Source organism: Actinokineospora baliensis (genome assembly GCF_016907695.1).
In the GTDB taxonomy this organism is placed as follows: Bacteria; Actinomycetota; Actinomycetes; order Mycobacteriales; family Pseudonocardiaceae; genus Actinokineospora; species Actinokineospora baliensis.
On record NZ_JAFBCK010000001.1, the window covers coordinates 7,385,513 to 7,399,603 of the forward strand.

A 14,091-nucleotide genomic window follows, 5' to 3' on the forward strand; every position below is an offset into this window, starting at 1 on the left:
TCTTACCGTATCGTCCGATGGCGGCGCGACTCGGTTTCGGAGGTACCTGTGAGCGTGGTTGTCGTTGGGGACACAGCGCTGGATGTCGTAACCCGGCATTCCACCCCTATCGCCTGGGGAGACGACACCCTCGCCACCACCACGCTGCGCCCGGGAGGTGCGGGTGCCAACGCCGCCGCGTGGCTGGCGCACCTCGGAGAACCGGTGACCCTGGTGTCCCGTGTCGGTGAAGACGCCGCAGCGGCCCAAGTGCGCGACGACCTCACCCGAAGGGGCGTGCGGTGCGTGTTCGCGGTGGACCCGTCGGCAGCGACGGGATGCGTTGTCGTGCTCGTGGACAACACCGGCCAACGGACGATGTTCCCGGATAGAGGCGCGAACGCCCTTATCCGCCGGGCAGACCTGCCGCCGCTAGAGCAAGCGAAGCACCTGCACTTGTCCGGCTACGTGCTCTTGGACGCCGCTACCAGGCAAGCCGGTATCGACATCTTGGCCATAGCGCGCAAGACAGGCCTTACGACTTCGGTGGACCCACAATCGGCCGCGCTGATCGACGACACATTTGTGACAGCGCTTGAAGGAGTGGACGTACTTCTTCCGAACCACGACGAATACCTGGCTCTAGGCGGTCCCAAGGTTCTCGACTACGTAGGCGCCGCCGCGGTGACCCATGGCCAACACGGGGCGTACTGGGTCGACCGCGATGGGGTGGTCGAAGAACCCGCGCTGCCAACGGAGTGCGTCGACACCACCGGCGCCGGGGACGCGTTCAACGCGGGAGCACTACGCGCCTGGCTGGCGGGCGCGACGCCGCGTGATGTGCTGCGCGCCGGGGTGGCGGCAGGCGCGGCGGCGGTCAGCCAGGTGGGGGCACAGCCCGTCAGCCGTCGATGACCCCGCGGTCGGCGGACTCGATGGCCTTCGCGTCGCGCTGGTAGCGGTTGACCTTCTCCACCTTGCGCGGCGGCCGGTCGTTGGCGATGAGCACCGCCATCCACGGCAACGGGATCGACAGCGCCACGAACCCCAGCGCCAGCCACCAGACCTGGTAGGTGAGCCCGGCCAGCAGCAGGCACGGGATGCGCAGACCCATCATGATCATGTACTTGCGCTTGCGCGCGGCGAACTGGTCCTCGTACGACGGCGCGGCCTCGGTGATCAGAACCGGGGTGTCGTCCCGCTCGGAGCCCTTCACGACACCACCTCCGCACACCATCCTCTCACCTCCGACCGCCTGTTGCGCCATCTGGGTAGACCTGGATCGGGAAACCCCGGGTTGCCGGTAAGAAGATGGTTTATGACTGGATTCGCGGTCGAGGGATTCGGGGCGTCGACCCGACACCGCATGGCCGAGGCCAACCTGGTCCGCCACCTCACCGAACCGTGCAGGGTGTTGGACGTGGCTGGCGGCCGCGGCGAGGACGGCGTGCCAATGGCCGCGCTGGGCCACGAGGTGACCATCCTCGACCCGGCGGGCGCGATGCTCGCGGACGCGCTGGCGCACGCTTACGCGCGCGGGGTGACCGTGCGGGTAGCGCAGGCGGGCGCCGAGGACGCGCCAGACCTATTCCACGCGGGCGACTTCGACGTCGTGCTGTGCCACGAGTTGCTGCATTTCGCCGAGGACCCGGTCGCGCTGTTGCGCGCCGTGACCGCCCCACTGCGCCCTGGCGGCCTGCTATCGCTGCTGGGCCCACTGCCGACGGCCGGACAAGCCCGCGACGCGGCGACATCGCTCGGCGCCGAGATCATCGCCCGCTACCGCCTCCCCGGCCACTTCCACCTCATCACCCGCGTCTGAACCACTGATCCCTGTGGACAACTCCGCGCGCGGTGCCCACGAGATCTGAGACCCTGCAGGCAGCAGGTGCCGCTGAAGCGGCTGCGGCTGCGGCGCGCGAGGTGGCGGCGTCGAGCCACTTGACGGGTCTGGACAACGCCGCGCGGGCCGCCGACGCCGTGCTGGAGGGGCCGCGCGACCAACGCGGGTGCAGACCGCGCCGGTCATGCGGTAGGGGACGAGGTGCTGCGGGCCAAACTGCTGCGGACTGGCGCTGCGCTGGGCGAGGGGCACTCCGGTGGTCATCGGTTCGCGCGCGGCCGACCGGGCAGAAGCGGCCGCCGCAGAGCCGACGACCGTCGAGCACGTGGCGAGTCTGGACAACGCCAGGTGTGCCGCACACGCCGACGTCGCGCTGGGGGCTGCGCGACCAGCTCGCAGGCAGGGTCGTCATCGATTGCGCCAACCTGGCCCGGGTCGAGCCCCCTTGCCGGTCATGCGGTGGGGGACGGGGTACGGGGTGGCCGGGCGGTGGCGTGCGAGCATTCGGGGGTGCTTCCCCACTTCTCGGACGAGTTCTGCGCGCGCTTGGCTGAGGCGCTTCAGGCGGTCGGCTACGACGCGGACGGGGTGGTGGCGGCGCTGGGCGACCAGGCGCACGCCGCGCTCGGCCGGGGCGAGCCGGAGCCCGCGCGCCGCCGCGCCGCCGACGGCGGGCCGTTGGCCACGCTCATCCGGATGTTCCTGGTCGGCGACCAGGTCCCGGTCGCGGCGGTCCGGTCCGCGCTGGGCGGGGTCGACCTGGCCGACGCCGTGGCCGCCGGGTTGGTGGAGTGCTCCGGCGACACCGCGCGCGCCGGGCTCGACCTGCGCCCCTACGGCGACGACACCGGCTCGTGGTGGGTGGTGGCCGACCTCGACGCCGAGCAGGCGGGCCGCCCGGTGGGCACCGACCACGTCCTCGGCATCGGGCACGCGTCGCTCAGCCTGGCGCGGGCCACCGTGCGCAGGCCGGTCGGCTCGCTCCTCGACCTGGGCACCGGCTGCGGGGTGCAGGCGCTGCACGCGAGCAGGCACGCCCAGCGGATCACCGCGACCGACCTGTCCGCGCGTTGCCTGGCGCTGGCGTCGGCGACGTTCCGGCTCAACGGGTTGGACGTGGAGACCGCGCGCGGGTCCTGGTTCGAGCCGGTCGCCGGGCGGCGGTTCGACCAGGTGGTGTGCAACCCGCCGTTCGTGGTCGGCCCGCCGAGGGTGGACTACACCTACCGCGACTCGGGGCTCGCCGGTGACGACGCGAGCGCCCTCGTCGTGCGCGGGCTCCCGGACGTGCTCGCGCCCGGCGGCGTCGGGCAGCTGCTGGCGTCGTGGCTGCACCGGCGCGGCGAGGACTGGGCTGAGCGGGTCACCGGCTGGCTGCCCGACGAGGGAATCGACGCCTGGTTCGTCCAGCGGGACGTGGCCGAGCCCGCGATGTACGTGGGCACCTGGCTGCGCGACGCCGGGATCGATCCGCGCTCGGCGGAGGGCTCCGCGAAGGCGGCGGCCTGGCTGGATTGGTTCGAGGACAACGACGTGGTCGGCGTCGGGTTCGGTTTCGTCACGCTGCGCGCGACCGACACCGACACCGAGGTCGCCTGCGAGGACCTGCGGCACGCCTTCGACGACCCGCTGGGGCCGGAGGCAGGCGGCTGGCTGGACCGGGTCGCCTGGCTGCGGGCCAACGCCGACCCCGCGCGGCTGGTCGGCACCCGGTTCACCGTCTCCCCCACCGTCGTACTGGAGCGGGTCGCGGAACCGACCGGGGACGGGTGGCGGGAGCTGGTGCGCAGGCTGCACCGCACCGACGGCCCCGGGTGGCAGCAGGAAACCGACGAACTGGTCACCGCGCTGCTCGCGGGCTGCCAGGGCCACCTGCCGCTGGGGGACCTGCTGAGCCTGGTGGCAGCGGGCAACGGGTTGCCGGCGGACGCGGTCGTCCAGGCGGCGCTGCCCGTCGTGGCCGACCTCGTGACGCACGGAATGCTGCTGCCGGAGGGAATCGCGTGAGGCGACCGGACCGGAGTCCGCTCTCTGCGGGGGCGCGCGGGTGAGGGCCGTGGTCGCCAGGGTCAGCCGGGCGAGGGTGGTCGTCGAGCAGGAGACGGTCGGCGAGATCACCGAGCCCGGGTTGCTGGTGCTGCTCGGGGTGCACGTGGACGACACGGCCGACACCGCGGTGGCGATGGCCCGCAAACTGCACGAACTGCGGGTGCTGCGCGACGAGCAGTCCTGCGCGACCACCGGCTCACCACTACTCGTGGTGAGTCAGTTCACACTCTACGGCGACACCCGGAAGGGGCGACGACCGTCGTGGACCGCGGCCGCCCGACCGGAGCACGCACGACCGCTGGTGGACGCGACGATCGCCGAGTTGCGCGCGCGAGGTGCCGTGGTGGCCACCGGCAGGTTCGGCGCCACCATGGCGGTGGAGAGCGTCAACGAGGGGCCGTTCACCGTTCTGATTGACCTCTGACCCGGGACATACCGCACTGACCGTCGCCGTGAGACGGTCGCGCTAACCCAGACGGTTGACGCGACCTTCCGCCCAAAGGTTGATGTGACACCGGTTCCCGCACTGCCACCGTGGGCCGTGACCGGCACCCGACTTCTCAGCGAAACCTCAGGCAAACCTGAACAACGCGCGAGCACCCGGTGACGTCATCACAGTGGGAGGGCACGGGAACGAATCCACCCCCCGCCACGTTTGACAGGCAGAACCACCTACAGGGGGAGGGAGCACCATGACGGTCCCGCAGCAGCGTGAGCCGGGAGAGCTCACCTATGAGGCCGACCTCGACGCGCAGGGGCCCGCGGCCGACTTGGTGCGCGTCTACCTCAACGGGATCGGGCGCACCGCGCTGCTCACCGCGGCCCAGGAGGTGGAACTGGCCAAGCGCATCGAGGCGGGGGTCTTCGCGCAGCACATGCTGGAAACCTCCCCGGCGCTCTCGCCAGCGCGCCGCGCCGAGCTGCGCGCGCTGATCGCCGACGGGCACGTGGCCAAGAACCACCTGCTGGAGGCGAACCTGCGCCTGGTGGTGTCGCTGGCCAAGCGCTACACCGGCCGCGGCATGCCGCTGCTGGACCTGATCCAGGAGGGGAACCTGGGTCTGATCCGCGCGGTGGAGAAGTTCGACTACACCAAGGGTTTCAAGTTCTCCACGTACGCGACGTGGTGGATCCGCCAGGCGATCACCAGGGGCATGGCCGACCAGGGCCGCACCATCCGGCTGCCGGTCCACCTGGTGGAGCAGGTGAACAAGCTGGCCAGGATCAAGCGCGACCTGCACCAGCAGCTCGGCCGCGAGGCCACCAAGGACGAGCTGGCCAAGGAGGCGGGGCTGACCCCGCAGAAGGTCGCCGACCTGCTCGACCACGCCCGCGACCCGGTGAGCCTGGACATGCCGGTCGGCGCGGAGGAGGACGCCCCGCTCGGCGACTTCATCGAGGACGGCGAGGCCACCGACGCCGAGAGCGCGGTCATCTCCGGGCTGCTGCAGGACGACATGCGCCGCGTGCTGGCCACCCTCGACGAGCGCGAGCAGTCGGTCATCCGGCTGCGCTACGGCCTCGACGACGGGCAGCCGCGCACGCTGGACCAGATCGGCAAGCGCTTCGGCCTCTCCCGCGAGCGGGTCCGCCAGATCGAGCGCGAGGTCATGTCCAAGCTGCGCCAGGGCGAGCGGGCGGAGAAGCTGCGCGCGTACGCCAGCTGAACCCCGCGCGAACCCCGGACCGACCGGATCGAGACATCACACGGATAGCGGCGTTGACATGTGACGCGAGTCACGGCAGCGTTGTCAGCACGCACTCCGCACACCACGCGGCGCCGGAACTCGATACTGGAGTCCTCCGCCGCCCGCGACGGGAGGTCGGGACGGCCGGGGGCCGCCCCGGCCTTCCGGCGTGCGCGCGACCAGCCCGCTAGTCGCGGCCCTCGCGGCGGCGCACGTCCACGGTGGTCACCTCGGCGTCGCCGAGCAGCCCGTCGATGAGCTGGCCGAGCATCTGCTTGATCTCGGCCACCCGGTAGTCCAGCGCGTCGAGCCTGCCCGCGATGTCGGCGTCGGAGCGGATGGCGGGTTCGCCCAGCGGCTGCGGTTCGCGGTTCTGCGCGATGTGCCGCAGGTGTTCCGGGTGCAGCCCCAACGCCTCCGAGAGCGCGCGCAGGACGTGGTCGGACCGGGTGCGCCGCTTCGTGTTGTTCTGCAGTTCGGCGACGACCGCTTTCGAGATGCCGGATTTGTCGATGAGCGCGGCCTGGTTCATTTCCCGCTCGTCCATCCGCCGCTTGATCTCGCGCGACACGGCGTCCCAGTCACCAACAACGCCAGCCACGTGTCTCCTCCGCGCTCGGCACACCGAAAGCAAAGAATAGCCGCTCGGCATTTCCGACAAGCAGGGCAGCAGCGCTGGATAAAAGCATTCCGATCACTCGGATAAAAACATCCTATGAATGTCTGAAAATAGCCGACAACGAAGTCCGCGCCCGGTATCGCGCCGCACCGGGCGCGGCGTGGCCAGGACCACGCGCCGAGCACCCCGCCCGACCCCGCGCCGAGGGGTACGTTCTGCTGATCCGGACGCGTGCAAGGGAGCCCGCTCATCGTGACCACCACCACGAACTTCGACTACACCGACGTCCTGCCCCTCGGCCAGGACAACACCACCGAGTACCGGCTGGTCAGCCCGGACGGGGTGCGCGTCGTCGAGGCCGCCGGTCGGCGGTTCCTCGAGGTCGACCCGGCCGCGCTGACCGCGCTGGCCAAGGAGGCGATCAAGGACATCCAGCACCTGTTGCGGTCATCGCACCTGGCGCAGTTGCGGGCGATCGTCGACGACCCCGAGGCCAGCGGCAACGACCGGTTCGTGGCGATGGACCTGCTGCGCAACGCCTGCATCGCCGCGGGCGGCGTGCTGCCCATGTGCCAGGACACCGGCACCGCGATCGTGATGGGCAAGCGCACCGAGACCGTGCTCACCGGCGGCACCGACGAGCGGGCGCTGGCGCGCGGGATCTACGAGGCCTACCAGGAGCTCAACCTGCGGTACTCGCAGATGGCCCCGGTCACCTTCTGGGACGAGAAGAACACCGGCACCAACCTGCCCGCGCAGATCGACATCCACACCAAGCCGGGCACCGACCCGGTGTACGAGTTCCTGTTCATGGCCAAGGGCGGCGGGTCGGCCAACAAGACGTTCCTGTACCAGGAGACGAAGGCGGTGCTCAACCCCAAGCGGCTCGCCTCGTTCCTCGACGAGAAGCTGCGCTCGCTGGGCACCGCGGCCTGCCCGCCGTACCACCTGGCCGTCGTGGTCGGCGGCCTGTCGGCCGAGCAGAACCTCAAGGTCGCCAAGCTCGCCTCGGCGCGCTACCTCGACACCCTGCCCACCGAGGGCTCCCCGCTGGGCCACGCGTTCCGCGACGTCGACCTCGAGCAGCAGGTGCTGGCGCTGACCCGCGAGTTCGGCATCGGCGCCCAGTTCGGCGGCAAGTACTTCTGCCACGACGTGCGGGTGATCCGCCTGCCCAGGCACGGCGCGTCCTGCCCGGTGGGCATCGCGGTGTCCTGCTCGGCCGACCGGCAGGCCAAGGCCAAGATCACCCCGGACGGCCTGTTCCTGGAGCAGCTCGAGCGCGACCCCGCGCACTTCCTGCCCGAGGTGCACGGCGAGGAGCTCTCCGACGAGGTGGTGCGCATCGACCTGACCCGGCCGATGGCCGAGATCCGGGCGACGCTGGCCGCGCTGCCGGTCAAGACCCGGCTGTCGCTGACCGGCCCGCTGGTGGTGGCCCGCGACATCGCGCACGCCAAGATCAAGGAGCGGCTGGACGCGGGCGAGCCGATGCCCCAGTACCTGCGCGACCACCCGGTCTACTACGCGGGCCCGGCCAAGACCCCCGAGGGCTACGCCTCCGGCTCCTTCGGCCCGACCACCGCCGGTCGCATGGACTCCTACGTCGAGCAGTTCCAGGCGGCTGGCGGGTCGCTGGTGATGCTCGCCAAGGGCAACCGCTCCAAGCAGGTCACCGAGGCGTGCCGCGCGCACGGCGGGTTCTACCTCGGCTCCATCGGCGGCCCGGCGGCGCGCTTGGCGCAGGACTGCATCAAGAAGGTCGACGTGCTGGAGTACGCCGAGCTGGGCATGGAGGCGGTCTGGCGGATCGAGGTGGAGGACTTCCCCGCCTTCGTCGTCGTCGACGACAAGGGCAACGACTTCTTCGCCGGGACCACCACGCCGACGCTGCAGGTGACCTTCCGCAAGTGATCCGGTTCCTGCCGAGGAGCTAGCGGCTTTTGGGGTCGGGGCAGACGACAGGGTGACTGCCCCGACCTCGGGGACGTGCTGTGCGGTGGTGCCGGGACGGGTGGCCGGGGTCAGGGGCCGGTGACGACCTCGACGGTCCGCTCGCCGACGGGCTGGTCGAGCGGGACCTCGACCGGGCGCGGGGTGAGCACCATGGCGCACATCTTGCCGCCCTCGGTGCCGCCCTGCGGCGAGGTCATCGGGGTCAGCGACACCTTCACCACGGCCTCGGTGGACTCCAGGACCTGGGCGTCGACGCCTGCGCAGGAGTCGCTGGCCATGCCGACGAGCTGCAGGGACTTGCCGTCCTCGGAGGCCCACACGCGGCGTTCCTTGTAGTCGGCCGGGAGGGCCTTGGCGTTGACCTGCTTGGCGGGCAGTTCCTTGAAGCCCGCGGGAACGGCCACCTTGCCGTCCGGGGCGATGGTGACCTGCGGGACCTGCGGCTTGGTCGGCGCGGGGCCGGTCTGCGGGGGCTGCGAGCCCTCGGTGCTGGGTGCGGCCGAGGCGGGCTGGGTGGTACCCGACGCGGGCGCCTGGTCGGCCTGGTCGGCCGCGCCGCCGCAGCCCGCGAGCACGAGCAGGGCCAGGGCCGCGACAGCCGTGGACAGAGTGGTCTTCATAGTCCCAGGACGGTAGCGGACACCGTCGCGGTTGCACGCCACGCGCGGCGGCGCCCCGGTCGGCGGGGCAATGCCGACCGGGGCACCCGGGGGAGGATGTTCGGTGTATGTGGTCCGGGTAAAGGGGTTTACCCGACCCGCTGCTCGCTCTTGAGCACGACCTTGCGCTCCCCCAGCGGTTTCTCCAGGTCCACCGACAGCTTCGGGAACCGGAGGTCCATCGTGCACTGCACCGGCTTGGCCGGTTGCGTCTCCACCAGGGTGATCACCACCTGGGTGTCGTCCTGGGCCGCGACCTCGGCGCTGGCCTTGCCGCAGCCGCCTTCCTGGGCGACCACCCCGATGTCGGTGCCGCCGTTCTCGGTCCACACGACCGTCGGGTAGTCCTCGACCACCCCGGTCGCGTCGATCTGTCCGGCTGGGACCTCGGTGCCGCCCGAGGGCGGTGTCCGCGCGGGCTGGCGGTCCGGCTCGCTGGGCTCGGTCGGCGGGACACCCGGCGGCACCGGGGTCGCCGACGAGGTCGGCGGCGCGGGCGTGGTCTCCTGCGGCGGGCTGGCGGTCTCCTGTCCGGCACACGCGGCGAGCACCGTGAGCAGAACGCCTGCGCCAATGACGGTTCCTAGGCGTTTCATGCCTTGAGGACGGACCCCGGTCACGCTGGGGTTGCACGCGACCGCGATCAGTCGACGGGCACCTCCTCGATCGCCCGCCCGGCCAGGGCGTGGTCGCACCCCGAGCACACCAGCACCGGGTCGAACCGGTGCCCGCAGTGGTCGAGGACCACCGCGGGTCCCTCGGGTGCGACGAACCACCGCTGCCCCCAGTCGAGGGCGGTGATCACCACGGGGAACAGGGCGCGCCCCTTGTCGGTGAGGTAGTGGTCCGACCGGGCCGCCCCCTCCGGGCCGCCGGAGGGGGTCAGCACACCGAGCGCGGTGAAGGTGCGCAGCCGCTCGGCCACGACCGTCGCGGGTGCCCCCAGCCTGCGCTGGAAGTCGGCGAACCGCCGCGCGCCGAGGTAGGCGGCCCCGAGCATGGTCGCCGACCACCGGTCGCCCACCAGCGCCCGGCTCTGCGGGAAGATCCCCGGCCCCAGGCTCGTCGACCCGCTCGACCGCCGCCGCATCGTCGCCGTCGGCGTCGACCTGGGCCAGGACCCGCTCGGCCCGAACTCCGCGGCCACGTCCCGCGGCGCGACCGGCACACCGCAGGTGCGGCACACCAGCACCGGGGTGAACACCGCCGCGCAGGTCTTGTGCCGCATCAGGGGCAGGTCCGGCCGCGGCCCACCGGCCCAGGTCAGCTCCCAGGCCCACACCGACAGCAGGAACGGCCACAGCCCGGCCCCGCGCGGGCTCAGCGCGAACTCCCGCCGCCCCCGCTCCCCCTCCGGAACCAGGACGCCGAGGTCGCTCAGGTGCCGCAACCGCGACAGCAGCACGGCGTTGGAGATCGGCAACAACCTCTGCCACTGCGCCACCTGCCGCGTCCCGTCCCGCAGCGCGTACCGCAGCACCAGCAACGTCCACTCGTCCGCCACGGTCCCCACCGCGTAGGCGATGGCGTTGTCGCCGCCCGCCCCCAGCACGCTGGCCCGCTCAGGCGGATGGATCATGACCACCAGCACCCCCCTTCCCCACCGCGAAACCGCGCTCCACCGCCACGTGGCACGCCGCCCACCCCGCCCCGCCAGGCCCCTCGGTGGTGTCACCAGGCCCAGCACCGTATCGGTAGCGCTGGTGCCCCCCGGTGCGCAGGTCGTGTCGGTTGCGATGGCCGGGAATCCGGGACTACAACTGGCACGGTGACCAGGCCAGGCTCCGGGAAGGGGGTCCGGAGGAGGGGGTAGGCGATGGGTGAGCGCGATGGGTGAGCCCTACCTCCTGGACTACGTCCGCACGCCCCGTGGTCGGGGGTCGGCCCGGGGTGCACTGCACCACCTCACCGCTCTAGACCTGCTGGTTCCGCTGTTCAACGCCCTGGTCGCGCGGGGGTTGGACCCGACTGCGGTCGACGATGTGGTGCTGGGCTGCGCCTCGCAGGTCGGTGAGCAGGGCGGCAACCTGGCCCGCACGGCGACGCTGCTGGCCGACTGGGGGCACGGCGTGCCGGGGGTCGTGCTGAACCGCTTCTGCGCCGCCGGGATCGACGCCATCGCGTTGGCCGCGGCCAGGATCCGCTCTGGCGAGGTGGACCTGGTGGTCGCGGGCGGTGTGGAGAGCACCTCTCGGGTCCCACCGTTCACCGACCGCGCTCCACTGTGGACCGACGCGGAGGTGGTGCGGCGCACCGGGGCCGTGCACATGGGGGTCGCCGCCGACCTCAACGCCACCCTGGACGGCTTCTCCCGCGAGGACCTCGACGGCTACGCCCTGGAGTCCCAGCACAAGGCCGCCGCCGCGTGGCGGGCCGGTGCGTTCGCCCGCTCGCTGGTCGAGGTGGGTGGACTGGCGCACGACGAGCTCGTCCGCCCCGACAGCGGCCGCGACGCCTTGGCCGCGCTGCCGCCCGCCTTCGCGGGCTTGGGCGCCGACGGCCAGGACGAGTTGGCGCTGGCCAATCGCGGCCACCCGACCAGGATCGAGCACCGGCACACCGCCGCCACTTCTCCTTCGCTGGCCGACGGGGCGGCACTGGTGCTGATCGGCGACGTGCGGACCGCCCGCGGGCTGGGGCTGACCCCGAGGGCCAGGGTCGCCGCCTCGGCGGTGACCGCCAACGACCCGGTGACCATGCTCACCGCGGGCCAGGACGCGATGCAGCGGGCCATGCGCCGGGCCGCGGTGACCCCGGACGAGGTGGACGTGTTCGAGTTCGCCGAGTCCTTCGCCGCGCTGTGCCTGCGGTTGCGGCGGGCGTTCGACGCGGGCCCGGACCGGCTCAACCCCTCGGGCGGCACGATCGCGATGGGCCACGCCATCGGCGCGACCGGGGCGATCATGGTCGGTGGCTGCCTGGAGGAACTGGAGCGGCGGGCGGGCCGCTTCGGCGTCGCCGGGGTGAGCGCGGCGGCGGGTCTCGGGGTGGGGCTCGTCCTGGAGCGCGGCTGAGCCGCCGAGCCGTCCGTGTGTACTGGGACATTCGGTGCAGCCCATTCACTCGGCCGCCACCCGCAGGCACGATCGTGTTCACTGAGCGGTCGTGGCCCCGCCTCAAAGTGATCATGTGAATCGCCTCTGGGCGCTTGCCCTGGTCGGCGCGCTCGCCGCCGCGTGCGCCGCACCGCCCGACCGGATCGACATCAGGTCAGTGCCCCCGGCCGCCTCGACCGGGAGCTACACGGTCGACTGCGGCCGCAACGAGGAGGGGCACCGCAACTCCGACAACCTCGTGGCCTCGCCCGGGGTCCGCGACGGCGCCCACCACCTGCACGACTACGTCGGCAACCTGGCCACCGACGCGTTCAGCACCGACGAGGTCCTCTCCGCCGCGAAGACCACCTGCCGCGACGGCGACCTGTCGGCCTACTACTGGCCCGTGCTGCGCCTGGGCGGCCACCACAGCGAGGTGCTCCCGCCCGCGTCGGTGACGATCGCGTTCCTCGGCAGCCCGGTCAGCGAGGTGGTGGCCATGCCGCGCTTCCTCCGCACCGTCACCGGTGACGCCAAGGCGGCCTCAGCGGTGCGCGGCACGTGGACCTGCGCCGGGTTCACCGACCGCATCGCGTCCTCTTACCCCAACTGCCCGTCCGGTGCGCGCACCCTGCGCGTCTACGACTTCCCCAGCTGCTGGGACGGCAAGGGCACCGACAGCGCGGACCACAAGACCCACCTGCGCTTCCCCGCGGCCGACGGGTGGTGCCCCCGCGGAACCTTCCCGGTGCCGAAGCTGCGCATAGAGGTCGGCTACGACCTCCCCGAAGACAGCGAGTTCTCGATCGACAGCTTCCCGGAGGTGGTCGACCGCGCAGCCGCTTCCGACCACGCGCACTTCGTCAACGTGCGCTCGGACGAGGCCATGGCCGCGCTCGTGACCTGCGTGAACTCGGGCGAGCGCTGCTAGCCGGGAAATAGTTCGAACCGGCGCGCCCCGGCGGCCGTGTCTGCTGGGAAAGCGCAACCGGACGCCGTTGGACAGGGAGTCGGCATGGCGAGGCTGTTCGCCCGGGCACGGGCGACATCGAGGGACGAGGCGCTGGTCCGCTCGCTCTACGAGGAACACGGCAAGGCCCTGCTGGCCTACGCCGTGCGGCTCACCGGCGATCGGGCAGCGGCCGAGGACGTCGTCCAGGAGACACTGGTCCGCGCGTGGCGGCACGCGGACAACCTGATGAGCAAGGAGGGCTCGGTGCGGGCCTGGCTGTTCACCGTCGCCAGGAACCTCATCGTGGACAAGGTCAGGGCCAAGGCGGCCCGGCCTGCCGAGGTCGCCGAATCGCCGTCGACGGTGCCCGTGAGCCGGGACCACTCGCAGCAGGTGGCGGACTCGATGTCCGTGCTCGCCGCGATCGAGGGCCTGTCCGAGGAACACCGCAAGGTGCTGGTGGAGATCTACTTCCGCGACCGGAGCGTGGCCGAAACCGCCCAGGAGTTGGGCATCGCTCCCGGTACCGTGAAGTCCAGGTCGCACTACGCGCTGCGGGCGCTGCGCGCGGCGATGTCCGGACGAGCCGCGCTGGAAGGGACGCCCGCATGAGCACGCACGAGACCCCGTTGCTCGGCGCCTACGCGCTGGGCGTGCTCGACGATGACGAACGCGGTGAGGTTGAGCGGCACCTGACTGGCTGCCCGGACTGCCGCGCGGAACTACAAGCGCTAGAGGAGGTGCGGGACATGGCGGGTGAACTGCCGCCAGAGGCGTTGCTGGATGGGCCTCCGGATGACGGCGATCTGCTGCTGGCGCGTACCTTGCGCCAAGTCCGCACGGAGGCCAACGCCTCTCGGAACCGCTCTATCGCGATGGCGGGCGTCGCTGCCGCCGTCGTCATCGCCGCGGTGCTCGGGACCGGGATCGTCATCGGCCGGTCCTCGGGCACCCCGCAGGCGCAGACCACGGTGACGGTCAACCCCACCGAGCAGCAGATCGTGGGGACGCGGTTCCTCTCCGGGAGTGACCCGAACACGGGTACCCGGCTGACGGCGAAGGTCGTGCCCGCCACTGGGTGGGTGCGCCTGAACCTGGCGGTGACCGGCATCCCCGCCGGGGAGCGCTGCCGGGTGATCGTGGTCGGCAAGGACGGCTCGCGGGAAGAGGCCGGTAGTTGGCTGGTGTCGACGCGGGGAGCCCAGGAAGGCACCAGTCTGGACGGTGCCGCGCTGGTCGCGCCGGATGATGTCGCGGCCATCGAGATCGTCAACACCGAGGGCAAGCGGTTCGTGTCCGTCAAGGCCTGAG

15 protein-coding genes are annotated in these 14,091 nt (G+C 71.8%); 10 read left to right on the forward strand and 5 right to left on the reverse strand.

Translation table 11 applies throughout. The features are described 5' to 3' along the window. Nucleotides 1-48: 48 nt before the first annotated feature. Nucleotides 49-894 (forward strand): carbohydrate kinase family protein, encoded by an 846-nt coding sequence (locus JOD54_RS32490; protein WP_204455744.1) that lies wholly within the window; start codon nt 49-51, stop codon nt 892-894. On the opposite strand, the gene JOD54_RS32495 is transcribed toward JOD54_RS32490, so the two are convergent. Next, nucleotides 881-1,216: a DUF3099 domain-containing protein gene (locus JOD54_RS32495; RefSeq protein ID WP_204455745.1), complete on the reverse strand. Its 336-nt coding sequence runs from the start codon at nt 1,214-1,216 to the stop codon at nt 881-883. The two genes, JOD54_RS32490 and JOD54_RS32495, sit on opposite strands and share 14 nt — an antisense overlap. 81 nt (nt 1,217-1,297) lie before the next feature. Here JOD54_RS32495 and JOD54_RS32500 point away from each other — a divergent pair, with 81 nt between their 5' ends. The 4 genes from JOD54_RS32500 to JOD54_RS32515 all read left to right on the forward strand — a co-directional run bounded on the left by JOD54_RS32500 (nt 1,298) and on the right by JOD54_RS32515 (nt 5,538). Continuing rightward, the gene (locus JOD54_RS32500) at nt 1,298-1,801 is read left to right on the forward strand and encodes a class I SAM-dependent methyltransferase (protein ID WP_204455746.1); all 504 of its coding nucleotides are present in this window, start codon (nt 1,298-1,300) and stop codon (nt 1,799-1,801) included. A 531-nt stretch (nt 1,802-2,332) separates the two neighbouring features. Beyond that, on the forward strand, nt 2,333-3,829 hold the full coding sequence (locus JOD54_RS32505; RefSeq protein WP_204455747.1) for a DUF7782 domain-containing protein: 1,497 nt from the start codon (nt 2,333-2,335) through the stop codon (nt 3,827-3,829). Nucleotides 3,830-3,869: 40 nt separating this feature from the next. Further along, nucleotides 3,870-4,295: a D-aminoacyl-tRNA deacylase gene (gene dtd / locus JOD54_RS32510; RefSeq protein WP_204455748.1), complete on the forward strand. Its 426-nt coding sequence runs from the start codon at nt 3,870-3,872 to the stop codon at nt 4,293-4,295. A 268-nt stretch (nt 4,296-4,563) separates the two neighbouring features. Further along, nucleotides 4,564-5,538: a sigma-70 family RNA polymerase sigma factor gene (locus JOD54_RS32515; protein WP_204455749.1), complete on the forward strand. Its 975-nt coding sequence runs from the start codon at nt 4,564-4,566 to the stop codon at nt 5,536-5,538. A 208-nt stretch (nt 5,539-5,746) separates the two neighbouring features. On the opposite strand, the gene JOD54_RS32520 is transcribed toward JOD54_RS32515, so the two are convergent. Further along, the gene (locus JOD54_RS32520; protein ID WP_204455750.1) at nt 5,747-6,160 is read right to left on the reverse strand and encodes a helix-turn-helix domain-containing protein; all 414 of its coding nucleotides are present in this window, start codon (nt 6,158-6,160) and stop codon (nt 5,747-5,749) included. Between the two features lie 270 nt (nt 6,161-6,430). On the opposite strand from JOD54_RS32520, the gene JOD54_RS32525 reads away from it, so the two are divergent. Continuing rightward, a complete protein-coding gene (locus JOD54_RS32525; RefSeq protein WP_204455751.1) occupies nt 6,431-8,092 on the forward strand; it encodes a fumarate hydratase in 1,662 nt (553 codons plus the stop codon). A gap of 110 nt (nt 8,093-8,202) precedes the next feature. Here JOD54_RS32525 and JOD54_RS32530 read toward each other — a convergent pair whose 3' ends face one another. The 3 genes from JOD54_RS32530 to JOD54_RS32540 form a co-directional block, all read right to left on the reverse strand. After that, nucleotides 8,203-8,754: a hypothetical protein gene (locus JOD54_RS32530; RefSeq protein ID WP_204455752.1), complete on the reverse strand. Its 552-nt coding sequence runs from the start codon at nt 8,752-8,754 to the stop codon at nt 8,203-8,205. Between the two features lie 128 nt (nt 8,755-8,882). Further along, nucleotides 8,883-9,389: a hypothetical protein gene (locus tag JOD54_RS32535; RefSeq protein WP_204455753.1), complete on the reverse strand. Its 507-nt coding sequence runs from the start codon at nt 9,387-9,389 to the stop codon at nt 8,883-8,885. Between the two features lie 47 nt (nt 9,390-9,436). Then, on the reverse strand, nt 9,437-10,372 hold the full coding sequence (locus JOD54_RS32540) for a winged helix-turn-helix transcriptional regulator (protein ID WP_204455754.1): 936 nt from the start codon (nt 10,370-10,372) through the stop codon (nt 9,437-9,439). A 250-nt stretch (nt 10,373-10,622) separates the two neighbouring features. Between JOD54_RS32540 and JOD54_RS32545 the strand changes: the two genes are divergently transcribed. From JOD54_RS32545 to JOD54_RS32560, 4 genes are all read left to right on the forward strand, one after another. After that, the gene (locus tag JOD54_RS32545; RefSeq protein ID WP_204455755.1) at nt 10,623-11,807 is read left to right on the forward strand and encodes an acetyl-CoA C-acyltransferase; all 1,185 of its coding nucleotides are present in this window, start codon (nt 10,623-10,625) and stop codon (nt 11,805-11,807) included. 115 nt (nt 11,808-11,922) lie between these two features. Then, nucleotides 11,923-12,759, forward strand: a complete 837-nt coding sequence (locus tag JOD54_RS32550) for a DUF1996 domain-containing protein (RefSeq protein WP_204455756.1) — start codon at nt 11,923-11,925, stop codon at nt 12,757-12,759. Nucleotides 12,760-12,843: 84 nt separating this feature from the next. Continuing rightward, nucleotides 12,844-13,392 (forward strand): sigma-70 family RNA polymerase sigma factor, encoded by a 549-nt coding sequence (locus tag JOD54_RS32555; protein ID WP_204455757.1) that lies wholly within the window; start codon nt 12,844-12,846, stop codon nt 13,390-13,392. Beyond that, complete coding sequence (locus tag JOD54_RS32560; protein WP_204455758.1) at nt 13,389-14,090, forward strand: anti-sigma factor family protein; 702 nt, start codon at nt 13,389-13,391, stop codon at nt 14,088-14,090. Before JOD54_RS32555 ends, JOD54_RS32560 begins: the two co-directional genes overlap by 4 nt. Nucleotide 14,091: the final 1 nt, after the last annotated feature.